The organism is Demequina pelophila, from assembly GCF_000971175.1.
Lineage (GTDB): Bacteria > Actinomycetota > Actinomycetes > Actinomycetales > Demequinaceae > Demequina > Demequina pelophila.
In genome coordinates this window covers 98,157-124,169 of record NZ_BBLY01000001.1, presented here as the reverse complement: position 1 = coordinate 124,169, position 26,013 = coordinate 98,157, and the positions used below count along the sequence as shown (strand labels likewise).

At 73.5% G+C, this 26,013-nt stretch carries 28 protein-coding genes; 2 read left to right on the top strand and 26 right to left on the bottom strand.

What is annotated here, in order from left to right:
- Positions 1-36: 36 nt before the first annotated feature.
- From AOM03_RS13120 to rimP, 3 genes are all read right to left on the bottom strand, one after another.
- Positions 37-234, bottom strand: coding sequence for a YlxR family protein (locus tag AOM03_RS13120; RefSeq protein WP_369345443.1), 198 nt, complete (start codon positions 232-234; stop codon positions 37-39).
- Positions 235-374: 140 nt separating this feature from the next.
- A complete protein-coding gene (gene nusA, locus AOM03_RS00595) occupies positions 375-1,382 on the bottom strand; it encodes a transcription termination factor NusA (protein ID WP_062377244.1) in 1,008 nt (335 codons plus the stop codon).
- 1 nt (position 1,383) lies between these two features.
- Positions 1,384-1,842 (bottom strand): ribosome maturation factor RimP, encoded by a 459-nt coding sequence (gene rimP / locus AOM03_RS00590; protein WP_062377242.1) that lies wholly within the window; start codon positions 1,840-1,842, stop codon positions 1,384-1,386.
- 84 nt (positions 1,843-1,926) lie between these two features.
- Between rimP and AOM03_RS00585 the strand changes: the two genes are divergently transcribed.
- The gene (locus tag AOM03_RS00585; RefSeq protein ID WP_227589828.1) at positions 1,927-2,817 is read left to right on the top strand and encodes a DUF4439 domain-containing protein; all 891 of its coding nucleotides are present in this window, start codon (positions 1,927-1,929) and stop codon (positions 2,815-2,817) included.
- A 46-nt stretch (positions 2,818-2,863) separates the two neighbouring features.
- Here the strand turns inward: AOM03_RS00585 and AOM03_RS00580 are convergent, their stop codons facing one another.
- The 13 genes from AOM03_RS00580 to rpsB form a co-directional block, all read right to left on the bottom strand.
- Entirely contained in the window at positions 2,864-4,657 is a 1,794-nt protein-coding gene (locus AOM03_RS00580; protein WP_062379043.1) for a proline--tRNA ligase, read from the bottom strand.
- Positions 4,658-4,758: 101 nt separating this feature from the next.
- Positions 4,759-5,502: a glycerophosphodiester phosphodiesterase family protein gene (locus tag AOM03_RS00575; protein ID WP_062377238.1), complete on the bottom strand. Its 744-nt coding sequence runs from the start codon at positions 5,500-5,502 to the stop codon at positions 4,759-4,761.
- 132 nt (positions 5,503-5,634) lie between these two features.
- Complete coding sequence (locus AOM03_RS00570; protein WP_062377236.1) at positions 5,635-6,555, bottom strand: GNAT family N-acetyltransferase; 921 nt, start codon at positions 6,553-6,555, stop codon at positions 5,635-5,637.
- 1 nt (position 6,556) lies between these two features.
- Complete coding sequence (ispG, locus tag AOM03_RS00565; protein WP_227589826.1) at positions 6,557-7,708, bottom strand: flavodoxin-dependent (E)-4-hydroxy-3-methylbut-2-enyl-diphosphate synthase; 1,152 nt, start codon at positions 7,706-7,708, stop codon at positions 6,557-6,559.
- A gap of 34 nt (positions 7,709-7,742) precedes the next feature.
- Positions 7,743-9,056: a M50 family metallopeptidase gene (locus AOM03_RS00560; protein ID WP_062377234.1), complete on the bottom strand. Its 1,314-nt coding sequence runs from the start codon at positions 9,054-9,056 to the stop codon at positions 7,743-7,745.
- 5 nt (positions 9,057-9,061) lie between these two features.
- Positions 9,062-10,210 (bottom strand): 1-deoxy-D-xylulose-5-phosphate reductoisomerase, encoded by a 1,149-nt coding sequence (gene dxr / locus AOM03_RS00555; protein ID WP_062377232.1) that lies wholly within the window; start codon positions 10,208-10,210, stop codon positions 9,062-9,064.
- Positions 10,207-10,764: a DivIVA domain-containing protein gene (locus AOM03_RS00550; RefSeq protein WP_062377230.1), complete on the bottom strand. Its 558-nt coding sequence runs from the start codon at positions 10,762-10,764 to the stop codon at positions 10,207-10,209. Before AOM03_RS00550 ends, dxr begins: the two co-directional genes overlap by 4 nt.
- A complete protein-coding gene (rlmN, locus tag AOM03_RS00545) occupies positions 10,764-11,882 on the bottom strand; it encodes a dual-specificity RNA methyltransferase RlmN (protein WP_062377228.1) in 1,119 nt (372 codons plus the stop codon). The genes AOM03_RS00550 and rlmN overlap by 1 nt, the downstream gene beginning before the upstream one ends.
- The gene (locus AOM03_RS00540) at positions 11,879-13,042 is read right to left on the bottom strand and encodes a phosphatidate cytidylyltransferase (RefSeq protein ID WP_062377226.1); all 1,164 of its coding nucleotides are present in this window, start codon (positions 13,040-13,042) and stop codon (positions 11,879-11,881) included. The genes rlmN and AOM03_RS00540 overlap by 4 nt, the downstream gene beginning before the upstream one ends.
- 31 nt (positions 13,043-13,073) lie before the next feature.
- Positions 13,074-13,631 carry a ribosome recycling factor gene (frr, locus tag AOM03_RS00535; protein WP_062377224.1) on the bottom strand — a complete coding sequence of 186 codons (558 nt, stop codon included), beginning with the start codon at positions 13,629-13,631 and terminating at the stop codon, positions 13,074-13,076.
- Between the two features lie 26 nt (positions 13,632-13,657).
- On the bottom strand, positions 13,658-14,404 hold the full coding sequence (gene pyrH, locus AOM03_RS00530) for a UMP kinase (RefSeq protein ID WP_062377222.1): 747 nt from the start codon (positions 14,402-14,404) through the stop codon (positions 13,658-13,660).
- Between the two features lie 52 nt (positions 14,405-14,456).
- The gene (gene tsf / locus AOM03_RS00525; protein WP_062377221.1) at positions 14,457-15,296 is read right to left on the bottom strand and encodes a translation elongation factor Ts; all 840 of its coding nucleotides are present in this window, start codon (positions 15,294-15,296) and stop codon (positions 14,457-14,459) included.
- A gap of 10 nt (positions 15,297-15,306) precedes the next feature.
- On the bottom strand, positions 15,307-16,209 hold the full coding sequence (gene rpsB, locus AOM03_RS00520; RefSeq protein ID WP_062377220.1) for a 30S ribosomal protein S2: 903 nt from the start codon (positions 16,207-16,209) through the stop codon (positions 15,307-15,309).
- A 337-nt stretch (positions 16,210-16,546) separates the two neighbouring features.
- Between rpsB and AOM03_RS00515 the strand changes: the two genes are divergently transcribed.
- Complete coding sequence (locus AOM03_RS00515) at positions 16,547-17,110, top strand: murein hydrolase activator EnvC family protein (RefSeq protein ID WP_062377219.1); 564 nt, start codon at positions 16,547-16,549, stop codon at positions 17,108-17,110.
- Between the two features lie 4 nt (positions 17,111-17,114).
- Here the strand turns inward: AOM03_RS00515 and AOM03_RS00510 are convergent, their stop codons facing one another.
- The 10 genes from AOM03_RS00510 to lepB form a co-directional block, all read right to left on the bottom strand.
- Positions 17,115-17,930, bottom strand: a complete 816-nt coding sequence (locus AOM03_RS00510; protein ID WP_162197250.1) for a FliA/WhiG family RNA polymerase sigma factor — start codon at positions 17,928-17,930, stop codon at positions 17,115-17,117.
- A 13-nt stretch (positions 17,931-17,943) separates the two neighbouring features.
- Positions 17,944-18,918, bottom strand: coding sequence for a tyrosine recombinase XerC (locus AOM03_RS00505; RefSeq protein WP_062377217.1), 975 nt, complete (start codon positions 18,916-18,918; stop codon positions 17,944-17,946).
- A 75-nt stretch (positions 18,919-18,993) separates the two neighbouring features.
- Entirely contained in the window at positions 18,994-20,193 is a 1,200-nt protein-coding gene (gene dprA, locus AOM03_RS00500) for a DNA-processing protein DprA (protein ID WP_062377216.1), read from the bottom strand.
- Between the two features lie 25 nt (positions 20,194-20,218).
- Positions 20,219-21,727: a YifB family Mg chelatase-like AAA ATPase gene (locus AOM03_RS00495; protein WP_227589825.1), complete on the bottom strand. Its 1,509-nt coding sequence runs from the start codon at positions 21,725-21,727 to the stop codon at positions 20,219-20,221.
- Entirely contained in the window at positions 21,724-22,080 is a 357-nt protein-coding gene (locus tag AOM03_RS12925; RefSeq protein ID WP_062377215.1) for a YraN family protein, read from the bottom strand. The genes AOM03_RS00495 and AOM03_RS12925 overlap by 4 nt, the downstream gene beginning before the upstream one ends.
- Before the next feature lie 110 nt (positions 22,081-22,190).
- Positions 22,191-23,474, bottom strand: a complete 1,284-nt coding sequence (locus tag AOM03_RS00485) for an MFS transporter (RefSeq protein WP_062377213.1) — start codon at positions 23,472-23,474, stop codon at positions 22,191-22,193.
- Positions 23,471-24,091: a winged helix-turn-helix domain-containing protein gene (locus tag AOM03_RS00480; RefSeq protein WP_062377211.1), complete on the bottom strand. Its 621-nt coding sequence runs from the start codon at positions 24,089-24,091 to the stop codon at positions 23,471-23,473. Before AOM03_RS00480 ends, AOM03_RS00485 begins: the two co-directional genes overlap by 4 nt.
- A 143-nt stretch (positions 24,092-24,234) precedes the next feature.
- The gene (locus AOM03_RS00475) at positions 24,235-24,558 is read right to left on the bottom strand and encodes a DUF2469 domain-containing protein (RefSeq protein WP_062377209.1); all 324 of its coding nucleotides are present in this window, start codon (positions 24,556-24,558) and stop codon (positions 24,235-24,237) included.
- 67 nt (positions 24,559-24,625) lie between these two features.
- Positions 24,626-25,309 (bottom strand): ribonuclease HII, encoded by a 684-nt coding sequence (gene rnhB, locus AOM03_RS00470; RefSeq protein ID WP_062377207.1) that lies wholly within the window; start codon positions 25,307-25,309, stop codon positions 24,626-24,628.
- A gap of 1 nt (position 25,310) precedes the next feature.
- The gene (gene lepB, locus AOM03_RS00465; protein WP_162197249.1) at positions 25,311-25,940 is read right to left on the bottom strand and encodes a signal peptidase I; all 630 of its coding nucleotides are present in this window, start codon (positions 25,938-25,940) and stop codon (positions 25,311-25,313) included.
- Positions 25,941-26,013 lie beyond the last annotated feature (73 nt).

Here is a 26,013-nt window from a genome sequence, read left to right as displayed (position 1 = left end):
CTCATCGCGAGGTACTCATCGGATGGCCATGGGCTTTCATCCCGTCTGACTCGTGGGTGGGCACGATCCCGGATCACCGACCGCGAGGCCGGTCACATCGAGCTCCGCGACGCGCAACGCGCGCTGCAGGGCCCGGCGTTTCACCGCCAGCGCGAGGCACTCCGCGTCGGGATGCAGCCAGGCACCCCGGCCCGGGAGGCTTCGACGCTCGTCGACGACCGCACGGCCGCCCACGTGCGCCACTCGCACAAGGACCGACCGAGGGGCCCGCTCCCGACACCCGACGCAGGTGCGCACCGGCTCGTGAGGAGCGTGGTTGCGCGCCGCATCGACGCGAGACGGGTCTCTCGGCTGGTCCAGTCTAGCGCCTCCGGTCAATGTGCCGAACCGGCGCGGCCCGGAATGTCCGGAGACTCGTCCGAACGGATGTCGATGCGCCACCCCGTGAGGCGCGCGGCGAGGCGGGCGTTCTGCCCCTCCTTGCCGATCGCGAGGGACAGGTGGAAGTCCGGCACCACGACGCGGGCGGCGCGGGCCTCCTCGTCGACCACGGTCACCGAGACGACGCGCGACGGCGACAGGGCGTTGCCCACGAACGTCGCGGGGTCCTCGTCCCAGTCGATGATGTCGATCTTCTCGCCGCGAAGCTCGCTCATGACGGCGCGCACGCGCGCACCCATGGGGCCGATGCACGCGCCCTTGGGGTTCACGCCGGGGACGGTGGCGCGCACCGCGATCTTGGTACGGTGGCCGGCCTCGCGGGCGAGGCTCATGATCTCGACGGTGCCGTCGGCGATCTCGGGCACCTCGAGCTCGAACAGCTTGCGCACCAGGCCGGGGTGCGTGCGCGACAGCGTGATCGACGGGCCCTTGTTGCCGCGCGAGACGTCGAGCACGTAGCCCTTGAGACGCTCGCCGTGCACGTACACCTCGGTGGGGACCTGCTCGTGCGGGGGCAGGATCGCCTCGACGTCGCCGATGTCGACGTGGACGTTCTTGGGGTCCGAGGACTGCTGGATGATGCCGGACACCAACTGGCCCTCGCGGCCGGCGTACTCGCCCAGCACCGCATCGTCCCCCGCCTGACGCAGGCGCTGGACGATCACCTGGCGTGCCGTCGCGGTGGCGATGCGCCCGAAGTTCTCGGGGGTGTCGTCGAACTCCGGCTGGTCCTCGATCTCCGCGTCGTGCTCGACCTCCTCGCGGGCGAAGATCGACACCTTGCCCGTCGCGCGGTCCACGTGGGCGCGCGCGTGGCTGTGGGCGCCGGGCGACTTGAGGTACGCGCTCACCAGCGCCTGCTCGATCGCGTCCACGAGCACCTCGAGCTTGATGTCGCGCTCGCGCTCGAGTCCGCGCAGTGCGGCCATGTCGATGTCCATGTCAGTCCCTCTTCATCTCGACCAGGATGCGGCCCGAGGCCACGTCGGCGAGCGGCACCCGCCGCTCCTGCCCGTCCACCGCGACCACCAGCGCATCGTCCACCACGTCCAGGAGGCGGCCCTCGAGGGGGCCGTCGGCGAGCGTGAGTTCGACCAGGCGGGTGCGGGCGCGCAGGAAGTGGCGGCGCTCGGTGAGCGGGCGGTCGGTGCCGGGCGTGGTCACCTCGAGCACGTACGGCGTGGACGGCACGTCCGCCTCGTCGAGCGCGGCGCCGATGGCCCGCGAGGCCTCCGCGACGCGGTCGAGGTCCGCGGACCCCACCTCGGTCTCGGGCAGGTCGAGGGTGACGACGACGCGCGAGCGCTTGCCTGCCGCGCTCACCTCGACTCCCTCGAGCACGAGCCCGGCCTCCTGGGCCGCGGGTGCGGCGATCTCCGTGATGCGGCTCGACAGCTCCATGAGTTCGCCTCCCGCGCGCCGTGCGCGCTCCGTTGCTTCATTTGGTCCGGAGTCATTCTAGGCCCCGACCTGGGGCATGTCATGATGACCGCCGTGACCCGCCTGCGCCGCCCCGCCGCCCTCATGGCCGTCGCGGCGCTGCTCGCGGGCGGCGCGACGGGCTGCTCGCTGCGCCTCGAGACCCCGCCCATCCCGCTGCGCACGCCCTCCCCCGAGGTGCAGGTCCGCGACGCCGCGGCCCTGCGGGAGCAGGCCGTGATCGACGCCGCCGCGGCGGCCACGGGGACCCTCGCGGAGCTCGAGTCCGCCACCGCGCCCGAGCGGCTCGCGGCGCTGGGCGGGATCTACGTCGAGTACCCGGACTCGACGCCCGAGGTGCCGAGCGCGGCCCTCGCGGAGGCGGTGCTCGCCGCCACCCAGGGGGCCCTGGACGCCGCCCTGGAGACGGACGACGCGTCGCTCGCCGCGCTGCTGAGGTCGATCGCGCTCGGGCACGCCCTGGCGCTCGACGCGGCGGGTCTGACCGGCCCGGGCGGGGAGCCGGTCCCGAACGCGGACACCGCCGTGCCCGGCACGACCCTGGCCGAGTTGGCGCGCGCCCACTACGCCCTGGCCTTCGCGTACGAGGCGATCGCCGCGGCCGCCGAGGAGGACGAGCGCCAGGATGCGCTCGCCTCTCAGGCGCTCCACCGCGACCGCGGCGACGCGCTTGCGGCGGCCGCCGGCGAGACGGGCCTGCGCGCACAGCTCTACGACGTCCCCGCCGACGCGCTGACCGACGCGGAGGCCCGCGCGGCCTACGCGGCCGGGCTCGAGCGCGACCTGGGCGACGCGTACACGCGCCTCGCGATCGAGGCGGCTTCCGAGGACGTCGACTGGCTCCTCGCCGCCGCGGTCGAGGCCGCGGGACGCGCGGCCGACCGGGCGGGCGGCACCTCCGAGGTGCCCGCCCTGCCCGGCCTTGCCGGCGCATAGCCGCGCGCCGCGCGCCCGCTCCCAGCCTCGCGCGGCGCGCCGGCTCCTAGCCGGCCAGCGACTGCCGGACGCGCGCGGCCACGGTGGCCGCAGCATCGTCCACCGGGAGCTGCTCGGACGTGCCCTTGGCACGCACCTTGAGCTCCACCTGGCCGTCCGCGAGGCCGCGGCCGGCGACCAGGATGAACGGCGCGCCGATCAGCTCGGCGTCCTTGAACTTCACGCCGGGCGAGACCTTGGGGCGGTCGTCGTAGCAGACCTCGATGCCGGCGGCCTCGAGGTCCGTGGCCAGGCGCTCGGCGGCCTCGAAGACGGCCGCGTCCTTGCCGGTGGCGACCACGTGCACCTGGTACGGCGCGACCTGGACGGGCCAGCGCAGGCCCAGCTCGTCGTGGTGGTTCTCCGCGAGCAGCGCGAGGCAGCGGGTGACGCCGATGCCGTACGAGCCCATGGTGACCACCTGCTGCTTGCCGTTGACGTCGAGGACGCGCAGGTCGAGCGCCTCGGCGTACTTGCGGCCCAGCTGGAAGATGTGGCCGATCTCCACGCCGCGCGCGAGTTCGAGCGGGCCCGAGCCGTCGGGAGCGGGGTCGCCGGCGCGCACCTCGGCGGCCTCGATGGTGCCGTCGCCCACGAAGTCGCGGCCGGCGACCAGGTCGAAGACGTGCCGACCGGGCGCGTTCGCGCCGGTGATCCACCGGGTCCCGGGGACGATGCGCGGGTCGAGCAGGTACGGGATCGTCGCGTCGTCCTCGGACAGGAAGGCGACGTCCGCGGGGCGGGCCTGCGGGCCCAGCACGCCGGGGCCGATGTACCCCTTGACCAGCTCGGGGTGCGTCGCGAGGTCCTCGTCGGTCGCAGGCTCGACCGTGGCCGGCGCCATGGCGGCCTCGAGGCGCGCGAGGTCCACCTCGCGGTCGCCGGGGAGGCCCACGACCAGGAGGCCGCGCTCCCCCGCCGGGTTGGTCGCGGCGAGGACCACGTTCTTGAGGGTGTCCGCCGCGGTCCAGGCGCGGTCGGCGCGCGGGTGGTGGGCGTTGGCGAAGTCGACCAGCGTCGCGATGGTGGGCGTGTCGGGGGTGTCCTCGACGTGGGCCGCGGGCGCGTCGGCGAAGTCGATCGCCTCCGGCACCGGGGTGGTGACGGCCTCGACGTTCGCGGCATAGCCCCCGGGCGAGCGGACGTAGGTGTCCTCGCCGATGGGCGTGGGCGACAGGAACTCCTCCGACTTCGAGCCGCCCATCGCGCCCGCCATGGCGGAGACGATGACGTACTCGAGGCCCAGGCGCTCGAAGATGCGCACGTAGGCGTCGCGCTGGGCCTGGTAGCTCGCGTCCAGGCCCTCGTCGGTGACGTCGAACGAGTACGAGTCCTTCATGACGAACTCGCGCCCGCGCAGCAGGCCGGCGCGGGGACGGGCCTCGTCGCGATACTTGGTCTGGATCTGGTAGATGGTCAGCGGCAGGTCCTTGTAGCTGCTGTACAGGTCCTTGACCAGAAGGGTGAACATCTCCTCGTGCGTGGGGGCGAGCAGGTAGTCGCCGCCGTTGCGATCCTGGAGGCGGAACATGCCGGGGCCGAACTCGGTCCAGCGGCCGGTCGCCTCGTAGGGCTCGCGGGGCAGCAGCGCCGGGAAGTGGACCTCCTGGCCGCCCGCGGCGTCCATCTCCTCGCGGACGACGCGCTCCACCTTGGCGAGCACCTTAAGTCCCAGCGGCAGCCAGGTGTAGATGCCGGGGGCGGCGCGGCGGATGTAGCCGGCACGGACGAGCAGCTTGTGCGACGCGACCTCGGCGTCGGCGGGGTCCTCGCGCAGGGTGCGCAGGAAGAGCGTTGACATGCGAAGCATGGTGCCCAGCCTAGACGCGGGCCGGGCGGGACCCGGCGCGTGGTGGCGTCCGGGGGCCCGCCGTCAGGGGCGGCTCGTGATCGGGCGCGCGGTCAGGCGCGGGCGTGCCGCGCGGCGCGGACCTCGTCGCGCACCTTCACCGCGGCGCGCGGGTCGTCGGTCATGATCGCGTCGACGCCGGCGAGGGTGAGCGAGCGCCACGCCGCGGGGTCGTTGACCGTCCACGGACGCAGCTCGATGCCGCTCTCCTCGAACCCCTCGAAGGTGCCCGGGAAGGCGAGCGTCGGGTGGAAGGGGTGCACCGCGCGCGCTCCTAGGCGGCGCGCGTACAGCCACGGCTCGACGAGCGCCTCCGTGTACAGCGGCGCGATGTCGACGCCGCGGCGCAGCCGGCGCAGCGCGACGAGCGTGTGGTGGTTGAAGGACGAGTAGACGATGCGCTCGGCCATCCCGGAGCCGCGCTCGGCCGCGAGGACCGCGCCCTCGATGCCCGGGTAGCGCACCAGGCCGTCCTTGATCTCCACGTTGAGGGTGAGATCCGTGGGCGCGAGCAGGGCGAACACCTGGTCGAGCGTGGGGATGCGGTGGACTCCCGCCCCGGGCGTGCCCACGTCGATGGTGCGCACCGCCTCGTACGGCAGGTCGCGCAGGAGGGCCGGCTCCCCGGTGGGCAGGACCACCGTCTCGTCGTGGTGGACCACCAGGCGCCCGTCCGCCGTGAGGTGCACGTCGAGCTCGATGCCGTCGGCACCGGCGTCGATCGCCGCGGCGAAGGCGGCCAGGGTGTTTTCGGGGGCCTCGACGCGCGCACCGCGGTGCGCCCAGATGTGGGTCATGGCACGGAGGTTACGGACGCAAGGTGTCGGAAAGGTGGCGACACGGTGGACGGAGGGTGAACACCCCATGAAAGCCCTGAGGATGGCTCGACTCGCATCGGCCCCGCCCAGGCGCGCGGCGGCGGCGACCCCCTAGAACATGACGGTCGCGAAGGTCCCCACGCGCTCGAACCCCACCGCCTCGTAGGACCGAATGGCCACGGGGTTGAAGTCGTTCACGTACAGCGACACCGTGGGCGCGATCGAGGCGCGCGCCTGGCGCACCACCTCGGCGAGTCCGGCCCGGGCGAGCCCGCGCCCGCGCAGCCGCGGGTGCACCCACACGCCCTGAAGCTGCGCCGCTCCCCCGCCCACGGCCCCCACCTCGGCCTTGAAGGCCACCTGGCGGCGCCCATCGATCGTGCCCAACTGTACGAACGAGCGTCCGGCCCGCACCAGGAACTTGAGCCGCTCCTCGTAGGCGGCACGGCCGTGCCGCAGCGGGTCGTAGCCCACCTCGCCGATGAACATGTGGACGCACGCGGGCAGGAGCACCGGGTAGTCGCCCATGACCGCCGGACGCACGCCCTCCAGGGCGAGGCCTGCATCGTCCCCCGGGCCGGTCTCGACCGGCTCCCCGGAGATCGCCATGGACAGCTGCCGGGCGCGGACCTCCCGCGCGGGACCCCACCACGGCTCGACGCGTCCCCACAGGTCGAGCGTGACCTGCGCGGGGCCCACGATGGCCGCGGGCCGCGTGAAGCGCGCGACCGCGGAGGCCGCGAGGTCCGCGCGCAGCGACTCGGACTCCTCGGAATCGTCCGCGGGTGCGACCAGGCACAGGTTGGCGCCGTTCCAGGCGAGCGCGACCAACTCGTGCCGCAGGCCCACGCGCCTGCGCACCGCCCACATGGACGACGGCATGAGGCCCGAGGCGCGCGCGATCTCGAGGTGCATGAGCGGCACCACGTTCGCGACGGGGTCCTCCCCCGCCAGCGCGAGCGCGCCGGCCAGGTCGCGCCGCTGCAGCGGCGCCAGCGTGTGCTGGCCGCGCCGCAGCAGCGAGTCGGTCATGTCAGGGGGTGGTCACGACCGGGGCCGCGCCTTCCTCGGGCTCCATCGTCTCGGCGATCTTCATCGCCTCCTCGATGAGGGTCTCGACGATGTCCCGCTCGGGCACGGTCTTGATGACCTCGCCCTTGACGAAGATCTGTCCCTTGCCGTTGCCGGAGGCCACGCCCAGGTCCGCCTCGCGGGCCTCACCCGGCCCGTTGACCACGCAGCCCATCACGGCGACGCGCAACGGCACCTCCATGCCCTCGAGCCCGGCCGTGACCTTCTCCGCGAGCTCGTAGACGTCCACCTGCGCGCGTCCACAGGACGGGCAGGACACGATCTCGAGCTTGCGCGGGCGCAGGTTGAGCGCCTGGAGGATCTGGATGCCCACCTTGACCTCCTCGACGGGAGGCGCGGACAGGGACACGCGGATGGTGTCGCCGATCCCCTGGCTCAGCAGCGCGCCGAACGCGGTGGCGGACTTGATGGTGCCCTGGAACGCCGGGCCGGCCTCGGTGACGCCCAGGTGGAGCGGCCAGTCGCCGCGCTCGGAGAGCATCTCGTAGGCCCGCACCATGACCACGGGGTCGTTGTGCTTGACGGAGATCTTGAAGTCGTGGAAGCCGTGCTCCTCGAACAGGCTGGCCTCCCACACGGCGGACTCGACGAGCGCCTCCGGGGTGGCCTTGCCGTACTTCTCCAGGAGCCGCTTGTCGAGGGAGCCGGCGTTGACGCCAATGCGCAGGGACGTGCCGTGGTCCTTGGCCGCCGCCGCGATCTCCTTGACCTGGTCGTCGAAGCGCTTGATGTTGCCCGGGTTGACGCGCACCGCGGCGCAGCCGGCCTCGATCGCGGCGAAGACGTACTTGGGCTGGAAGTGGATGTCCGCGATGACGGGGATCTGCGACTTGCGCGCGATCGCGGCGAGCGCGTCCGCGTCGTCCTGCGTGGGGCACGCGACGCGCACGATGTCGCAGCCGGCCGCGGTGAGCTCCGCGATCTGCTGGAGCGTCGAGTTCACGTCGTGCGTCTTCGTCGTCGTCATCGACTGCACGCTGATGGGCGCGTCGCCGCCCACCTCGACGCTGCCCACCCTGATCTTGCGGGTGGGGCGGCGCTCGGCGAGCACAGGCGCGGGCATGGCGGGCATTCCGAGTCCGATGGCGGTCACGAGTCCAGTATCTCCCAGGGTCCTTGGGCGCCGGTCAGAGGATGCTGACGGGCGCGACGATGTCGGCGTAGATGAGGATGAGGCCCATGACGAGCAGCAGGCCGAACACGCCGTAGGCGAGCGGCATCATGCGGGCGACGTCGACGGGCGCGGGACGCGGCAGGCCGCGCACGCGGGCCCAGCCGTTCTTGATCCCCTGCCACAGCGCGGAGGCGACGTGGCCGCCGTCGAGCGGCACCAGCGGGATCATGTTGAACACGAACAGCGCGAGGTTGAGGCCGCCCAGCACCATGAGCATGTCCGCGACCTTCTCGCCGATCCCGTAGCCCTCGACGTCCGCGGCGGAGATCTCGGCCGTGACGCGGCCCACGCCCACGACGCCCATGATCGACTCCTGCGAGCGCTCCTCGAGCCCCACCGCGGCGCGGGCCACGTGGTAGACGTGCTCGGGCAGGGTGACGACCACCTCGGCGGTGCGTGCGAGGTACTCGCCCGTGAGGGCGACGCCGGCGCCCAGGCCCTGACGGACGGTCTCCGCCGTGGGCGCGATGCCCATGTAGCCGACCTCCTCGGTGAGGATCGCCCCGGACGCGTCCGTGACCACCTCGCCCGCGTCGTCGTACACCGCGCGCTCGCGCAGCGCCGGGGTGAGCGTGAGGGTCTCGGTGGCCCCGTCGCGGTCGACGGTCAGCGTGATGGGCGTGCCGGGACGGTCGGCCACGTACGTGGTGAGCTCGGTCCATTCGGCGACGGGGGTGCCGTCGACGGCGGTGATGGTGTCGCCGGCCTCGAGCCCGGCCTGGGAGGCGGGCGAGGCCGGGTCGCCGGCGGTGCAGACCGCGGCGCCGGCGGCGGGCACGCAGTCCGTCACCTGCGCGACGGTCAGGGTCGGGTTGCCGGGGGTGCCGACGAAGAACAGCACCCCGGTGAAGATCAGCGCGGCGAGCACCAGGTTGACCAGCGGCCCGCCCATCATGACGATCACCTTGCGCCACCATGTCAGGTGGTAGAACGCCCGGTGATCCTCGCCCTCGGGGATCTCCTCGACGGAGGCCTCGCGGGTGTCCGCGATGAGCCGCGCGAGCCGGCCGGTGCTGCGCACGGGCTTGACGCGGTCCTCGGGCGGGATCATGCCCACGAGTCGGACGTAGCCGCCCAGCGGGATGGCCTTGACGCCGTACTCGGTCTCCCGTCCGCGCCGCGACCACAGCGTGGGCCCGAAGCCCACGAAGTACTCGCTGACCCGCACCCCGAAGCGCTTGGCCGGGATCATATGCCCCAGCTCGTGCAGCGCGATCGAGACGAGCAGTCCCAGCACCAGGACGCCCCAGCCGATGACTTCCGCCATGTCTCCTATCCTCCCGCGATCGCCGCGAGCGCGCGCTCGCGCGCCCACCGTTCGGCCTCGTCGACGGCGTCGAGAGTGACCTCACCGGGGGCGCTGTATGACTCCACAACGCGCCGCACCGTGTCGACGATCCCAAGGAACGGGAGCGCGCCGTCCACGAACGCCTGGACGCACTCCTCGTTCGCGGCGTTGAGCACGGCCGGGTGAAGGGACGATGCTGCGGCCGCCTCGCGCATGAGCCTCACCGCCGGGAAGGCGACCTCGTCGAGCGGCTCGAAGGTCCAGGTCTGGGCCGTGGTCCAGTCGAGGCGGGGTGCCACGTCGGGGAGGCGCTCGGGCCAGCTGAGGCCCAGCGCGATGGGCAGGTGCATGTCCGGCGGGGACGCCTTCGCCATGGTGGCGCCGTCGACGAACTCGACCATCGAGTGCACGATCGACTGGGCGTGGACCACCACCTCGATGCGGTCGAGCGGCACGTCGAACAGCAGGTGGGCCTCGAGCACCTCGAGCGCCTTGTTCACCATGGTCGCGGAGTTGATGGTCACCACCGGGCCCATGTCCCAGTTGGGGTGGGCCAGCGCATCGGCCACTGTGACGCTCTCGAGCGACGCGCGGCTGCGGCCGCGGAAGGCTCCGCCCGACGCCGTCACCACCAAGCGAGCGACCTCGCTTGCATCGCCGGCGCGCAGACACTGCGCGAGCGCCGAGTGCTCGGAGTCGACGGGCACGATCTGATCGGGCCGCACCTGCGCGGCGCGCACCAGCGCGCCGCCGGCGACCAGCGACTCCTTGTTCGCCAGCGCGAGCGTCGAGCCGGCCTCGAGCGCGGCGAGCGTGGGCCGCAGGCCCACGGAGCCGGTGACCCCGTTGAGGACCACGTCGGCGCCCATCGACGCCGCGGCGACCACCGCATCGGCCCCTCCCGCGACCTCCACGCCGGGCAGGGCCGCGGCGACCTCCGCGACGGCGTCCTCGCGCGCGAGGGCGACGAACCGCGGACGATGCGCGCGGGCCTGCGCGATGACGTCGCCCGGGCGGCCGCCGCCGGCGGCCAGCGCGATCACGTCGAAGCGGTCCGGGTGGGCCGCCAGGATGTCGAGGGCCTGGGTGCCGATCGACCCTGTGGAACCCAGCAGCGAGACGGTGCGGGTCACTCGCCCACGCCGAGCAGGATGTCGACGAGGCGCGCCAGGAAAGCGTCGACGGTGCCCTCGTCGTAGGCGCGGGAGCCGCGCGACTGCCGGAAAGTGGTGGCGCGCACCTCCTCCGCGGTGAGCGGGGCGCCGCGGTCGAAGAAGGACGTGACGCGGCTCAGGAGCTCGTCGACGTCGGCCACCGAGTAGCCCTTGCCCAGGCCGCCCGGGTGGGCGAAGCGGTCGCCGGCGGGGCGGCGCAGGCGCGGGTAGAGGGTCTGCGCGCGCTCGGCGAGGTCCTGCATCCAGGCGTCCTGTCCGTGGGTGCGCACGTACATCTCGCGGGTGCGCTGCACGAAGGCCACCTCGAGGCGGTCGAGCGCCGCGTCGACGGAGGCGGTCTCGTAGCCGCCGTGCTTGAGGTCGAACGCGGTGCGCCGCACGTCGAGCGCAGCGAGGCTCTCACCCTCGGTGGGGCGCTCGTACGCGGCACGGGCGCGGTCGAAGAACGCCTCGACCTGGTCCGGCCGGTACCCCAGCTTCGCCGCGCTCACCTTGGGGAACAGGACCGTCATCATCTCTCCTTGATCGCAAGCTGGCCGCAGGCACCATCGATGTCGCTGCCCCGAGTATCCCTGATGGTGGTGGGGATTCCGTGCATCCGCAGGATGCGCACGAACTCGCGCTCCACCGCGGGGTCCGAGGCCGTCCACTTGGAGCCGGGGGTCGGGTTGAGCGGGATGGGGTTGACGTGGACCCAGCCGTCGCCGCGCGCCCGGAGCTTCTTCGCGAGGAGCTCGGCGCGGTGGGCGTGGTCGTTGATATTGCGGATGAGCGCGTACTCGATGCTCACGCGGCGGCCGGTCGCGTCGAAGTACCGCCGCGCGGCGTCGAGCGCCTCGTCGACCTTCCAGCGGGCGTTGATGGGGACGATCTCGTCGCGGAGCTCGTCGTCCGGCGCGTGGAGGCTGAGCGCGAGCGTCACCGGGATGCCCTCCCCCGCCAGCCGGTCGATGCCGGTCACGAGGCCCACGGTGGAGACGGTGACGTGGCGGGCCGAGAGCCCGAAGCCTTCGGGCGCGGGGCTGGTGAGCGCCCGCACCGCGGTCATCACCGCGTTGTAGTTGGCCAGCGGCTCGCCCATGCCCATGAACACCACGTTCGACAGGCGGACGGGGTCGCCGCCCAGGGAGCCGTCGCGGGCGGCGCGGGCCGCGAGGCGCACCTGCTCGACGATCTCCGCGGCGGACAGGTTGCGGGTGAGGCCCATCTGGCCGGTCGCGCAGAACGGGCAGGCCATGCCGCAGCCGGCCTGGCTGGTGACGCACAGGGTCGCGCGGTCGGGGTACTTCATGAGGACGCACTCGAGCTTGGCGCCGTCGACCAGCGTGAAGAGCGTCTTCACCGTCTCGCCGTCCGGCGTGACCAGCTGGGTCACCGGGGACAGCAGCGGCGGGAACAGCTCCGCGACCAGGTCCTCGCGCGCCGCGGCGGGCAGGTCCGTCATGTCGTCGGCATCGACGGTGAGGTGGTCGTAGTAGTGCGTCGCGAGCTGCTTGGCACGGAAGCCGGGCTGGCCCAGCTGCTTGAGGGCGTCCTTGCGCTCGACGGCGTCGAGGTCCGCGAAGTGGCGCGGCGGCTTGCCGCGGCGCGGGGCGAGCATGGGCAGGCGGGGGTGCTCGGTGGCGGTCATGAGGTTCCCATCAACAGGGCGAACACCACGTAGGCGGCGGCCGCCGCGGGCAGGATGGAGTCGAGCCGGTCGAGGATGCCGCCATGCCCGGGGATGGCGCTCGACATGTCCTTGATCGCGATGTCGCGCTTGAGCGCGGACTCGGCGAGGTCGCCCAGCACGGCGGCGACCACGCAGGCGGCGCCCACCGCGGCGCCGATCCACCAGCGTCCGTCGAACGCCACGTACGCGAGGGCCGCGGCGCCCGCGGTGCCCAGCACCGCGCCGCCGATCGCGCCCTCCCACGTCTTCTTGGGGCTCACGCGCGGCGCGAGCTTGCGCCGGCCCATGAGCATGCCGGTGAACAGCGCGCCCGTGTCGTTGAGCACCACGGCGACGAGCACCATGAAGACGCGCAGCCAACCGTCCTCGGCCATCTCGAGCAGCATGACGAAGGAGCCCAGGAACGGGATCCAGGCCACCGTGAAGATGCCCGCCAGCGAGTCGGCGAGCGTGTTCTCGACGCGTTCGTCGACGATGCGCCAGGCGACGATGCCGGCGGCCGCCACGATGACGGCCACCACGAGGCCCTCCGCGCGGGCGAACCACGTCGCGATGGCCATGCCCACCGTGACGGCGATGACCGGCACGAGCGGGACGCGCAGCCCGATGCGCGCGAGCGCGCTGCGCCACTCCACGATCGCTGCGATGCAGAAGCCGTAGACCAGCGCGGCGAGCGCGAGCGGGTGCCACCAGGCGGCGGCCAGGGAGCCGACGCCCAGCACCAGGCCCACGCCGAAGGCGAGCCACAGGTTGCGCCCGGCGCGCGGCGGGCGGGGTGCGGGGACCGTGTCCGCGGGCGGGACGGACGGATCGACGGGATCCGCCGCATCGTCCTCCCCGGCCGCGTGGTCCTCGCGGACCGCGATGGCCGCGGCCACCTGCTCGGCCGCCTCCGGTACGGGGGCGACCGTCGCGGGCCGCTGCTGCGGCGCGTCGGCGGGTCCGGGCAGGACCGGGTCCTCCCCCGGCTCCAGCCCGGCCGGGACGGGCCCGGGGGACGATGCGCCGGCCGGGTCGGCCTGCGCGGGCGCCGGATTCACGGGCGCGAAGGGCGAGCCGCCGACGGGGGCCTCGGTCGAGGTGTGGTTCTCCGCGGCTCGACGCCGCCCCCACCTCATGAGACGCCCCGTCGCGCGGTCAGCGTGCCCATCAGACCGCGAGCAGCTCGCTCTCCTTGTGGGCGAGGAGCGCGTCGATCGCGTCCACGTGCTTCTTGGTGAGCGCGTCGAGCTCCTTCTCCGCGCGCGTGCCCTCGTCCTCGCCGACCTCGCCGTCCTTCACGGAGGCGTCGATCGCGTCCTTGGCCTTGCGGCGCATGTTGCGGATGGTGACGCGGGACTCCTCGGCCTTCGTCTTCGCGAGCTTGACGTAGTCGCGGCGGCGCTCCTCCGTCAGCTGCGGGAGGTTGACGCGGAGCACCTTGCCGTCGTCCGTGGGGTTGACGCCCAGGTCCGAGTTGCGCAGCGCGGTCTCGATCTCCTTCTTCGCGCTCACGTCGTAGGGCGAGATCACCACCGAGCGCGCCTCGACCACCTGGATCGATGCCAGCTGCTGCAGCGGGGTGGGTGCCCCGTAGTAGTCCACGGCGATGTTGGCGAACATCGCCGACGACGCCTGTCCGGTGCGGATGGCGGCGAAGTTGTCCTTCGCGACGGCCACCGCGTTGTCCATGTTCTCCTCGGCCTCGAGGAGGATCATCTCAGTCACGCTTGTCTCCTTCACGTGGTGCGGCGTCAGGCCGTCACCAGGGTTCCGATTGTCTCACCCAGGAGGGCGCGAGTCACATTTCCAGGGGTGTCGAGCCCGAACACGCGCATGGGCACCTCGTTGTCCATCGCGAGCGAGAACGCCGCGGAGTCCATGACGGCCAGGCGGCGCTGCAGCGCGTCGCCGTACGTGACGTGCTCGAGGCGCTCCGCGTCGGGGTTGGTGCGGGGGTCCGCGGTGTAGATCGCGTCGACGCCGTTCTTGCCCATGAGCACCTCCGAGCAGCGCGTCTCGAGCGCGCGCTGGAGGGACACGGTGTCGGTGGAGAAGTACGGCATGCCGGCGCCGGCGCCGAAGACCACGACGCGGCCCTTCTCCATGTGGCGGATGGCGCGCAGCGGGATGTACGACTCGGCGACCTGACCCATGGTGATGGCGGTCTGCACGCGCGTCGCCTGCCCGGCCTGCTCGAGGAAGTCCTGGAGGGCGAGGGCGTTCATGACGGTGCCGAGCATGCCCATGTAGTCGGCGCGGGCGCGCTCCATGCCGGACTCGGACAGCTGCGCGCCGCGGAAGAAGTTGCCGCCGCCCACGACCACGCAGACCTGCACGCCCTGACGCACCGCGTCGGCGATCTCGCGCGCGACGCGCGAGACGATCTCCGGGTCGAGGCCCAGCTTGCCTCCGCCGAACATCTCGCCGGAGAGCTTGAGAAGAACGCGGCGCGCCGCCTGGGGCTCCCCGTCCGGGATCAGATTGCTGGTCTCGGACACGGGGTTCCTCCTGACGGCGCGCCGCGCCTAGCTCGAATGTGGGGTGTGGTGCTTATGCTCCCACGCGGAAACGGGCGAACGCGACCAGGGCGCCTCCCGTGTTCGCGACGACCTTGCCGACCGTGGTCTTGGGGTCCTTGGCGAATGCCTGGTCGACCAGGACGTTCTCCTTGAAGAAGCCGTTCATGCGGCCGTCCACGATCTTCGGCAGGGCGGCCTCGGGCTTGCCCTCGCCCTTCGCGGTCTCCTCGGCGACGCGACGCTCGTTGGCGACGGTCTCCGCGGGGACGTCCTCACGGGTGAGGAAGGTGGGCGAGTACGCGGCGATGTGCATCGCCACGTCGCGCGAGACCTCGCCGGCGGCGGCGTCCGTGCCCACGAGCACGCCCACCTGCGCGGGCAGGTCCTTGTTGGTCTTGTGGAGGTACTCGGTGACGACCGGGGCCTCGACGCGCGCGACGCGACGCAGGACGATCTTCTCGCCCAGCACGCCCGCGTTCTCGTTGACGACCTCGCTGACGGGCTTGCCACCCAGGTCGGCCGCGAGGGCCTCCTCGATGGTCGCGGCGCCGGCGGCCACGACGGCCGCGAGCACCTGCTCGGCGAGGGCGACGAACTTCTCGTTCTTCGCGACGAAGTCGGTCTCCGAGTTGAGCTCGATGAGCGTGCCGGCCTGGCCGCCGTCGACCTCCTGGATGGAGGCGAGGACGAGGCCCTCCGACGCGGCGCGACCCTCACGCTTCGTCACGCCCTTGAGGCCCTTGACGCGGAGGATGTCGACGGCCTTGTCCAGGTCGCCGTTCGCCTCGTCGAGCGCCTTCTTGACGTCGAGCATGCCCGCACCCGTGCGCTCGCGGAGCGCCTTGATGTCGGCAGCGGTGTAGTTCGCCATAGGGGTTCCCTTACTTCTCAGCGGCCTCGGTCGCCTCGGCGGGCGCCTCGGCCGGGGTGGTCTCAGCGACGGGCGCCTCCGCGGGCGCCTCGGCGGTCTCAGCGGCGGGGACATCGGTGGCGTCGGCGGCCGGAGCGTCGGCCTTCGCGCCGTCGAGCAGCTCCTGCTCCCACTCGGCGAGGGGCTCCTCGCCGGCGGCGGCGGTCTCGCCCGACTTGCCGGCGTGGCGCAGGCGGATGCCCTCGGCCACGGCGTCGGCGATCACGCGGGTGAGCAGGCCCACCGAGCGGATGGCGTCGTCGTTGCCCGGGATGCCGTAGGCGACCTGGTCGGGGTCGCAGTTCGAGTCGAGGATGCCCACGACGGGGATCTGCAGCTTCGCGGCCTCGTCGACGGCGAGGTGCTCCTTGTTGGTGTCGACGATCCAGACGACCGAGGGCACCTTGGCCATGTCGCGGATGCCGCCCAGGGTCTTGTCGAGCTTCTCCATCTCGCGGCGGAGGCCCAGCAGCTCCTTCTTGGTGCGGCCCGAGCCGGCGACGTCGTCGAAGTCGATCTCCTCGAGCTCCTTGAGGCGCGCGACGCGCTTGCTCACGGTCTGGAAGTTGGTGAGCATGCCGCCCAGCCAGCGCTCGTTGACGTAGGGCATGCCCACGCGCTTGGCCTGCTCGGCGATCTGCTCCTGCGCCTGGCGCTTGGTGCCGACGAACAGCACGGTGCCGCCGTGGGCGACGGTGTCACGCACGAACTCGTAGGCGGCGTCGATCTTCGACAGCGACTGCTGCAGGTCGATGATGTAGATGCCGTTGCGCTCGGTGAAGATGAAGCGCTTCATCTTGGGGTTCCAGCGGCTGGTCTGGTGTCCGAAGTGGACGCCCGAGTCGAGCAGCTGACGCATGGTCACGACGGCCATGGTTCTTCCTTGTCTCACGCGCACGGCGCGTGGTGTTCTCTTGGCGGCGCTGACGCGCCTTTTCGGTTGACGATGCGGGCCGGGCGGCTCGCATCCCTGGCATCAACGCGGTCGGGCACCGATTGCTCGGACCTCGCCCTCCCGGCGCGCCCTGACGGGCGCGAATGATGCGCGATGTCATCCGGGCATGCCGGATGCAGGGTCAATGGTACCCGAGGGGTGGGCGGGACGACGACCCGTGTCGCGGCCGATGTCCCCAGGCCCCGTTCCCGGGGACGATGCACGGGCGAGCCCTCTCGCGCCGCCCGCCCTGAGCCGGGGTCGCGACGATCGGAGGGTGCGCTCCCCTCTTCGCCCTCTCGCCGGCCTTGCTCCGGTCCGCTCCCGCGGCGCCGTCGCGGCGGCCGTCGGGGCCGCGCTGCTGACGGGCGCGGCGCTCGCCGCGCCCGCGGGGGCGCTCGACCCTGCCCACGCATCGTCCCCCGAGGGCACACCCACCGCGTTGCACTGGCCCACCTCGACCCCACGGGCGGCCCGCCTGTACCTGGCCCCGCCGAGCCCGTGGGGCGCGGGCCACCGCGGCATCGACATCCCCGCGGACGAGGGCGAGCCGGTGGTCGCCCCCGCATCCGGGGTGGTGGTCGTGGCCGGGTGGATCGTCGACCGCGAGGTCGTGGCGATCGACCACGGCGGCGGCCTGCGGACCGCGCTCGAGCCGGTCGAGCCGGGCGTCGAGGTGGGCACCGTCGTCGCGGCGGGCGAGGAGATCGGCACGGTGGGCGGCGGACGCAGCCACTGCGCGCCCGCCGCGTGCGTCCACCTGGGCGTGCGAGTCGACGGGGCCTACGTCGACCCGCTCGACCTGCTCGCGGGCCTGGGCCCGGTGGTGCTGATGGAGTGAGCCGTCAGAAGGCGCCGGTGCTCGCGAGCGTCTCCCGCAGCTTCTTCACCGCCGCCGAATGGATCTGGGACACCCGCGACTCGGTCACGCCCAGGATCTGGCCGATCTGAGCGAGCGTGAGGTTCTCGAAGTAGTACAGGCGGAGCACCTCCTGCTCGCGGTCGCGCACCTGCTGGACGGCCTCCGCGAGCAGCATGGTGCGCTCGCGCGCCTCGAGCCGCGAGGAGCCCCCCGTCGCACCGAGCGCGGCGAGCGTGGGGATGGGCTGCGTCTCCGGCTCGCCCGGGAGCGAGTCGAGCGCCGCGATGTGCGACAGGGCCACCTGCGCGCGGACCGTGCGGACCTCGCCGGCCTCCCAGCCGATGTCCTCGGCCACGTCGTCGTCCGTGACCGGCCGCTGGAGCCGCTGCTCGAGTCGTGAGGCGGCCTGCTCCAGCGTGCGTGCCTTGGACCTCACCGAGCGCGGCACCCAGTCGGCGGCGCGCAGCTCGTCGATGATCGCTCCCCGGATGCGCGTCGCGGCGTACGTCTCGAACTTGATGCCGCGGCCCGACTCGAACTTCTCGACGGCGTCGATGAGCCCGAACATCCCGTACGAGACGAGGTCCCCGAGCTCGACGCTGTCGGGCAGCTTGACGATCATGCGGGACGCGACCTGGGTCACCAGGGGTGCATAGTGAGTGATCAGACCCTCGCGGGCGCGGGTGCGGACGGCGCCCGTGAACGCCATCTCCTGCCACCAGATGTCGACCTGGGACAGCGTATGGACCGGCCTCGTCGCCGGACCGGGTGCGGACGTCATCGTCGTAATCTCGGTCATGGTGCGTCTCCCTCTAGGCGCGTGGATGAGCGAGGTGGTACGCGGCGCGCAGGCGCTCCGCGGACACGTGGGTGTACCGCTGGGTGGTGGCGAGGCTCGCATGGCCGAGCACTTCCTGCACCGACCGCAGGTCGGAGCCACCGGCAAGAAGATGGGTCGCGGCCGAGTGACGCAGCGCGTGCGGCGCGACGTCCTCGACCTCGGCCGCCCGGCACACGCGGTGGACGGCCTCGCGAAGCTGGCGCGGGTCGACGCGCCGGCCGCGTCCGCCCAGGAACAGCGCGGTGCCGGTGGTCGGCACCACGAGCGCGGGCCGGCCGCGCTCCAACCATGTGTCGAGCGCCTGGGCCGCGGGCGCGCCGAACGGCACCATCCGCTCCTTGCCGCCCTTGCCCAGCACGCGCACGAGCCGGTCCGCGAAGTCGAGGTGGGTGACGTCCAGCGCCGCCACCTCGCCCACGCGCAGCCCCGAGGCGTAGATGAGTTCGAGAGCCGCCCAGTCGCGCAGGTGCAGCGGGTCGCCGTCGTCGGCGCGCGTGCGGGCCACGTCGAGCAGGCGCGCGGCGTCCTCCGCGGACAGCACCGTCGGGAGCGTGGTCGCAGCCCGGGCCGACGCGAGCCGTGCGGCGGGGTCGGACTCGACCCGGCCGGTGTCCGCCGCCCAGGAGTAGAAGGCGCGCACCGAGGCTCCGCGGCGGGCGAGCGACGTGCGGCTCAGTCCCGCCGCCGCCATGGATCCCAGCCAGCCGCGCAGGTCCGCGAGGGTCGCGGCCGCGAGGACGGCGTCCGTCCGTGCCGCGCGCGCTGCACTGCCCGTGGTGGCGTCCGGGCCCGAGGCGGCGCCCTTGTCGACTCCCAGGTGCGCCGCGAGCGCCCGCAGGTCACCCAGGTAGGCGCGCACCGTGTGCTGCGAGAGGCCGCGCTGGTGGCGCAGATACCCCTCGAAGGAGGTGAGCAGCTCGCCCGAGGCGGCCGATGTGGGGGACATACCGAAAACCCTGGCATTACGTCGGGTTCGTGATCAACCCCATGAGTCACATTTGTCACATGCGCCGCACCGCTTTCACCTGGTTTGTCCGGTGTTATCCGAAAGATTCTCCGCGCGGCGAGGCGGGATCCGCCTCCAACCGCCCCCGTCGCGCCGCGCGAGGCCCCTCGCCAGCAGTCCGCCGAGCGCGGTGAGCGCCTCCGCCGGCGCCAGCCCCGCGGTCGCCGCGAGCGCGTCGAGGCCGCGCGTCTTGGGGCCCAGCGCGTCGTAGGCGGCGCGCTCGGCCATGCTCCCGAATTCGATGCCCGCCGAGCCCTTCGCCGCCGGTGCCGCCTCCCTTCCCGCCTCGGCCTCCAGCGCCTCTCCGACCGGCAGCGCCAGTGCGATCGCCTGGCCGGGAGCCGCCAGCAGGGTCGCCAGGGAGTCCCGGATCAGCTCGTTGCAGCCCCGGGAGGACGCTGCCGTGATGGGACCGGGCACCGCGCCCACCGGCCGGTGCAACTCGGCGGCGTGGCGCGCCGTGTTGAGGGCGCCGGACACGGGGGCGGCCTCGACGACGACGGTCGCGCGCGCGGCGCCGATGAGGCGATTGCGGGACAGGAAGCGCGACCGATGCGGGGCGTATCCGGGCGGCAGCTCGCTCACGACGGCGCCCGACTCGATCACCGCGGCGAGGAGCGACGAGTTTCCGGCGGGATAGAGCCGGTCCACTCCCCCGGCGAGCACCGCGACGGTCGCCCCGCCGCACGCCAGCGCCCCGCGGTGCGCGGCCGCGTCGATGCCGTACGCGCCCCCGCTGAGGACGGTGAGCCCGGAATCGACCGCGGCCCCGGCGATCTCGGCCGCGACGTGCTCGCCGTAGGCGGTGGCCGCGCGGGCGCCCACAATCGCAAGGGACCGCGACCACAGCGCGTCGAGGTCCGTCCGCCCCCGCACCCACAGCGCGTGCGGGGCCTTGGCATCCCAGTCGGCGAGGGCGCGAGGCCACCCCTCGTCGTCGCTCGTGAGCGCCGTCGCCCCCACGCGCGCCGCGGCCTCGAGCATGCGGTCGGGATCGGCGTCGTCCAGGCGGGCGGCCCACCGTTGCGACGCGCGGAGCAGGGCATCGGCCCTGTCCTTGTCGAGCGCGAGCGCCATGGTGGCAGACACCGGATCCGCGCGCGCCTCGCGCGCCCAGGCCAGCGCGTCCTGGTGGCCCAGCGAGGTCGCCAGCCATGCCGCCTCCCGGTCCAGCGGCTCGGCGATCGCGCTCCACACCAGCGCCGCCCTGTTCATCGGCCGCCTCCCCCGCGCACCGCGCTCACGTCCCCTGCCGGAACGCGAGCGCCTGGGCCACGTGGGCGTCGGTGGGCGCGTCGTCGCCCGCGAGGTCCGCGAGGGTCCAGGCGACGCGCAGCGCCCGGTCGGCTCCGCGCGCGGTGAGGGCGCCGCGGTCCATCGCGCCCCACAGGGCGGCGCACGCGCGCCGGTCCGTCGTGCGGCGCAGCCACACGCCGCTGGCCTGGGCGTTCGCGCTCCAGCCGTGCTCCGCGAGCCGCGCCCGGGCCCGCGCGCGGGCGGCGGCGACGCGCGCCGCGACCGTCGCGGAGGGCTCGCCCGGCGCGTCGGCGCGCCCGCTCGGCAGGAGCCCCACCTGCAGGTCGATGCGGTCGAGCAGCGGCCCCGACAGGCGTGTCAGGTACCGCCGCCGTTCATTGGGCCGGCACGAGCACCGCGCCCCGTCCCCGACGAAGCGGCCGCACGGGCACGGGTTCGCGGCGAGCACCAGCTGGAAGCGCGCCGGATAGCGCGTGACGCCGTGCGCGCGGTGCAGGACGATCTCGCCGCGCTCGAGCGGCTGGCGCAGGGTCTCGAGCACGCGCGCCGGAAACTCCGGGGCCTCGTCCAGGAAGAGCACGCCGCCGTGGGCGAGCGATACCGCGCCCGGCCTGGCGAGCCGCGTGCCGCCGCCCACGATCGCGGCCGCCGACGCGGTGTGGTGGGGCGATTCGAACGGCGGCCGGCGCAGCAGGCCCTCGGCGGCATCCAGGGTGCCGGCGAGCGAGTGGATGGCCGTCGCCGTCACCGCCTCGGCCTCGGTCAGATCCGGAAGGATCCCCGGGAGCCGCTCCGCCAGCATGGTCTTGCCGGCGCCGGGAGGCCCGAGCATGAGCAGGTGGTGTCCGCCCGCCGCGGCCACCTCGAGCGCGAGGCGCGCCTCGGACTGGCCGCGCACCTCGGTCAGGTCCGCGGCGACCGCCGCGCCCCGTGGCGCCGCGGGCGGCGCGGGCACCGGGGCGGTGGCCGTGGGGACCGCGTCACGAGCCCCGAGGGCGGTGAGCACGTCGGCGAGCGTCGCGTCGGCCCGGATCGATGCCCCCGCGACCAGGCTCGCCTCCGCGGCGTTGCCGTGCGGCACGACCAGGCGGGTGTGGCCGGCGCCGACGGCCGCCGCCACGGACGGCAGCACACCCCGCACCGGCCGCACGCGTCCATCGAGACCCAACTCCCCCAGCAGCACCGGGCGCTGCGCCAGCACCGGGTCGACGCCCCCGGCGCCCGCCATCACGGCGACGGCGATCGCGAGATCCGTCGCGGAGCCCGACTTGGGCAGCGACGCCGGCGACAGGTTGACGGTGACGCGGCGCCGCGGCCACTCGACGCCCGAGGACACGATCGCCGCGCGCACCCGGTCCCGCGCCTCCGACAGAGCGGTGTCGGGCAGACCCACGATGGTGAAGGACGGCAGCCCCTGCGCGACGTGCGCCTCGACCTCGATCATGTGCCCGGTGAGCCCCGCGAGCACCACCGACCGCGCGCGGCCGATCACCCGACGTCCCTGACGAACTCGACGCTCGGATCCCCTCGCCGAGGCAGCGTCACGGCGGCCACGTCGATGCGCACGGACGGGAACGCGCGCGGCTGCGCCTCGAGCCACGCCCCGGCGAGCCGCCTCAGGCGCGCGACCTTCGCCGGGGTGACCGCCTCGAGCGCCCCGCCGCACGCTTCCGACCGCCGCGTCTTCACCTCGACGACCACGAGCGCGCCGCCGTCGAGGCCCACCAGATCGATCTCGCCGTGTTCGCACCGCCAGTTCCGGTCCAGCAGGGTCCAGCCCTGCTCGACCAGCCGGCGCGCCGCGTACTCCTCGCCGAACCGCCCCACCGCATCCTTGACCGCCATGCGCCCAGGCTGCGCCGCAGGGGACGATGCACGCCTCGCCGTCGCCTCCCACCGGGGACGGCGTGCCCCGGGCGGGGCCTGGGGACATCGCCCGCACCGGGCGGGGAGGCTCAGGCGGGGACGGCCACCCCGTCCTCGGCGACCTCCGTCGACGGCGAGGGCGACGACTCGGCGAGCCGCGCATCGGCCGCCAGCAGCAGCCGGCCACCCACGACCGCGAGCGCCGCGGTCGCCAGCCCTCCGATCGCGTACGGCCACATGAGGTGCTCGCGCGCGACCCAGCCGCCGACGAGCGTCGCGACGGGCATGAGCCCCCACGACGCGGTGCGCATCGCCCCGGTCGCCCGGCCCAGGATGCCCCCGGGGATCAGCGCCTGGCACATCGAACCCCACACGACGTTCCAGCACGCGACCCCGTAGGCCGCCGCGCCGTACACGGCGACCGCGACCCACGCGCTCGGCGCGAGCGCCACGGCCGCGAGGCCCAGCCCGGCAAGCATCATGCCGCCCAGGAGTGTGCGGCCGCGTCCGAGCGCCGCGACGACGCTCGGCGCGGTCAGCGAGCCGAGCACGCCGCCGACCCCGATGCCGGCCGTCACCAGGCCGATCGCGCCGGGCCCCACGCCGAAGTGGTCGACGAAGACGAGCACGGTGACCGCCTGCGCGAATGCGATGAAGGCGCCGATCAGCGAGGTGAGCAGGACCATCGGCCGCAGGTACGCGTGGTGCCACAGGAACCGCATCGCGTCGCGCAGTGGCACCGCCGGCGCGCGCACGCCCGACTCGTCGGCCGGACGCGCATGCGCCGCGGCGACCGGCAGGCTCAGCGCGAGCACCGCCGCCACGACGTAGCCGAGCGCGCCGACGATCATGGGCAGCACCATCGCGAGCGCGAACAGGACCCCCGAGACGGGGGTGGCCACGAACATGTCGATGCCCGTCTGCGCCGCCTGGATGCGACCGTTGGCCTTGTCGAGCCGCTCTCGGCCCACGAGCGAGGGGACGACGGCGGTGGTCGCGTTGTCGACCACGGTCTCGCCGAACCCGAACAGCAGCGTGGCCGCGGCGAGGATCGGCACCGACACGTGACCCGTGGCGATCGCGAGCGCCACCCCGACGGCCGCCACCATGCGCCCCGCGTTGCCGATCGCCATCGCGACGCGGCGGTCCACGCGATCGACGATCACGCCCGCGGGCACGCCGAAGACCAGCCACGGCACGTACGACAGGGCCGCGAGCAGGGAGATCGCGAGCGGATCCGTCGTCAGCGTCACCGCGGTCAGCGGGACCGCCAGGCGCGCGATGCCATCCGCGAGGTTCGAGGAGATCGCCGCACCCCACAGCCGCCCGAAGCCGTGCCCGATGCCGCCGCCCTTCACGGGCCCGGCGCTCATGCCTGCCCCGGGGCGTCCACGAGCGGGAACCCGTTGACCTGGAACATCACCGGGCGCGCGCCCTCGGGGGCCTCGCGGTCGCGGTAGCGGTCGACGAGCGCCGTCAGGGTCGACAGCAGCTCGCGGTTGACCTCCTCGAGCTCCTCGGCCGTGAGGGTGGCGGGCGCCGTGGACAGCATCGACGCCTCGACCCAGGGCGTGCCCAGCTCGGCGAGCCCGCGGCGCACGAAGGCGTCGGCGTGCCGGGCCCGCAGGTCGAGCCACTGCCGCGTCACCAGGTCGCCGGCCTCACGCGCGGCGGCGTCGCCCTCGAGGTGCTCGGCCGACAGCTGCAGCCCGCCCTTGGCGATGCGCCACCACCGCTCCCGCGCGGTCCCGCGCCCGGCGTCCTCCTCGATGAAGCCGTGCCGCGCGAGCTGGCGCAGGTGATAGCTGGTCGCGCCGGAGGTCTCCCCCAGCCCCTTGGCCAGCGACGATGCGGTGGCCGGCCCGTACATCGCGAGCCGGTCGAAGAGCTCCACCCGGAGCGGGTGGGCGAGCGCCTTGAGCGCCTCGGGGTCGACCTGACGGTCCTCGGGGTCGACCTGAGCGGCGTCGGATGCGGGGCCATCGTTCATGCGGCCAGGCTACAGTTGCAAATGATTCTTTGCAAAGACTTCTTTGGACATGAGAACGATGGGGGCATGGGCGCAGGACCGAACGCGCGCGCGGGCGCAGTGGAGTGGAGAGGACGCGGAGCCGAGAGGAGCCGCGCGGAGACTCAGCGACCGCGCAGCTGGCGCAGATCGGGCAGCGCCTCGTCGCGGGCGAGCTCCTCGACGTTGACGTCCTTGAACGTCACCACCCGGACGGACTTCACCAGGCGGGCCGAGCGGTACACGTCCCACACCCAGGCGTCGGCCATGGTGACCTCGAAGTAGATGTCGCCGCCGGAGGCCTTGACCTGCAGGTCGACCTTGTTGCACAGGTAGAAGCGGCGCTCGGTCTCGACCACGTACTGGAACAGCCCCACGACGTCGCGGTACTCGCGGTAGAGCGCCAGCTCGGCCTCGGTCTCGTACTTCTCAAGGTCGTCGTGGCTCACGCGGCCATTCTACGAACGGCCCGACCGGGACGGGAACGACGCCGCGCCGACGACGCGCGCGCGGAGATCACCCCTCGCGGGCGGGGAGTCTCCACGAGCGCCGATGCAGCGGGCTGGGTCCCAGCCGCCGCAGCGCCTCGAGGTGGACGGCCGCGCCGTAGCCCTTGTTGCCGCTCCACCCGTAGTCGGGGTGCGAGTCGTGCGCGGCGGCCATGAGCCCGTCGCGCTCGACCTTGGCGAGCACGGAGCCGCCCGCGATCGAGGCGCAGGTCAGGTCGCCCTTGACCACCATGGTCACGGGCGGCGGGGCCCAGTCATCGCCCGGCCCGGAGCCGGCCCCGCCCCACGCGTCGACCTGTGCGAAGAGGTCCGGCGCGGGCGGCGTGAGCCAGTCGTGGGTGCCGTCGAGCAGGACGGCGTCGACCGCCACGCCCAGCGATCCGAGCGCCCGGCGACCGGCCAGCCGCAGCGCGGCGACGATGCCGTGCGCGTCGATCTCGTCGGCGCTCGCGTGCCCCACCGCGGAGGCCGCGGCGAAGGCCCGGATCGGCTCGATCAGCGCCTCGCGGCGCGCCCGGGTGAGCCGCTTGGAGTCCGTGAGCCCGTCCGGCCAGGCCGTGCATCGTCCCAGGGCGACCACGCCCACGGACACGGGGCCGGCGAGGGCGCCGCGGCCCACCTCGTCGATGCCGGCGACGATGCGCGCGCCGGCGTCCCACAGGGCCGTCTCGCGCTCGAGCGAGACCGTCACGTCAGTCCTTCTCGTGCGGCGCGTCGTCGCCGAAGGGGTTGCCCACGCCGCCGAAGCGGTCGAAGGGCCACACGATGGCGAAGGTCGAGCCGACCACGTTGGCGCGCGGCACGGTGCCGCCGCCCGGGTCGCCCATGTGGGCGCGGGAGTCCGCGCTGTCGTCGCGGTTGTCGCCCATGAGCCACAGGTAGCCGTCGGGCACGTCGATGGTGAAGGTGGTGCCGCAGGGGCGCGAGCCGGCGGCGATGTACGGCTCGTCGAGCGGCTCGCCGTTGACGCGCACCTGGGCGTCCGGGTCCGTGCACTCGACGGTGTCGCCGGGCAGCCCGATCACGCGCTTGATGAGGTGCTCGCCGGCGTCCTCGGGCAGCAGCCCGGTCCAGGTGAGCACGTCCTTGACGATGCGCCGGACGTCGCTGGACTCCTCGACGGGGGCGCCAAGCCACTGGTTCGGGTCCTTGAAGACCACCACGTCACCGCGGCGCAGCGGCAGCGGGTCGGGCCGCCACTTGGTGACGAGGATCCGGTCCCCCACCTCGAGCGTCGGCACCATCGACGGCGACGGGATGTAGAAGGACTGGAACAGGAAGGTCTTGACCAGCAGCGACAGCGCGAGGGCGCTGACCACCACGAGGACGATCTCCTTGAGAGCCGCCCATGCGCGACGACCGGCAGACGGAGCTCCGCCTGCCGGTCGTTCGTCG

Excerpts from the sequence above, each read along its gene's own strand:
- nusA (WP_062377244.1), bottom strand. The coding sequence starts at position 1,382 with ATGGACATCGACATGGCCGCACTGCGCGGACTCGAGCGCGAGCGCGAC.
- rimP (WP_062377242.1), bottom strand. The coding sequence starts at position 1,842 with ATGGAGCTGTCGAGCCGCATCACGGAGATCGCCGCACCCGCGGCCCAG.
- AOM03_RS00585 (WP_227589828.1), top strand. The coding sequence starts at position 1,927 with ATGACCGCCGTGACCCGCCTGCGCCGCCCCGCCGCCCTCATGGCCGTC.
- AOM03_RS00580 (WP_062379043.1), bottom strand. The coding sequence starts at position 4,657 with ATGTCAACGCTCTTCCTGCGCACCCTGCGCGAGGACCCCGCCGACGCC.
- AOM03_RS00575 (WP_062377238.1), bottom strand. The coding sequence starts at position 5,502 with ATGACCCACATCTGGGCGCACCGCGGTGCGCGCGTCGAGGCCCCCGAA.
- AOM03_RS00570 (WP_062377236.1), bottom strand. The coding sequence starts at position 6,555 with ATGACCGACTCGCTGCTGCGGCGCGGCCAGCACACGCTGGCGCCGCTG.
- AOM03_RS00560 (WP_062377234.1), bottom strand. The coding sequence starts at position 9,056 with ATGGCGGAAGTCATCGGCTGGGGCGTCCTGGTGCTGGGACTGCTCGTC.
- AOM03_RS00550 (WP_062377230.1), bottom strand. The coding sequence starts at position 10,764 with ATGACGGTCCTGTTCCCCAAGGTGAGCGCGGCGAAGCTGGGGTACCGG.
- rlmN (WP_062377228.1), bottom strand. The coding sequence starts at position 11,882 with ATGACCGCCACCGAGCACCCCCGCCTGCCCATGCTCGCCCCGCGCCGC.
- AOM03_RS00540 (WP_062377226.1), bottom strand. The coding sequence starts at position 13,042 with ATGAGGTGGGGGCGGCGTCGAGCCGCGGAGAACCACACCTCGACCGAG.
- tsf (WP_062377221.1), bottom strand. The coding sequence starts at position 15,296 with ATGGCGAACTACACCGCTGCCGACATCAAGGCGCTCCGCGAGCGCACG.
- rpsB (WP_062377220.1), bottom strand. The coding sequence starts at position 16,209 with ATGGCCGTCGTGACCATGCGTCAGCTGCTCGACTCGGGCGTCCACTTC.
- AOM03_RS00510 (WP_162197250.1), bottom strand. The coding sequence starts at position 17,930 with ATGACCGAGATTACGACGATGACGTCCGCACCCGGTCCGGCGACGAGG.
- AOM03_RS00505 (WP_062377217.1), bottom strand. The coding sequence starts at position 18,918 with ATGTCCCCCACATCGGCCGCCTCGGGCGAGCTGCTCACCTCCTTCGAG.
- dprA (WP_062377216.1), bottom strand. The coding sequence starts at position 20,193 with ATGAACAGGGCGGCGCTGGTGTGGAGCGCGATCGCCGAGCCGCTGGAC.
- AOM03_RS12925 (WP_062377215.1), bottom strand. The coding sequence starts at position 22,080 with ATGGCGGTCAAGGATGCGGTGGGGCGGTTCGGCGAGGAGTACGCGGCG.
- AOM03_RS00485 (WP_062377213.1), bottom strand. The coding sequence starts at position 23,474 with ATGAGCGCCGGGCCCGTGAAGGGCGGCGGCATCGGGCACGGCTTCGGG.
- AOM03_RS00480 (WP_062377211.1), bottom strand. The coding sequence starts at position 24,091 with ATGAACGATGGCCCCGCATCCGACGCCGCTCAGGTCGACCCCGAGGAC.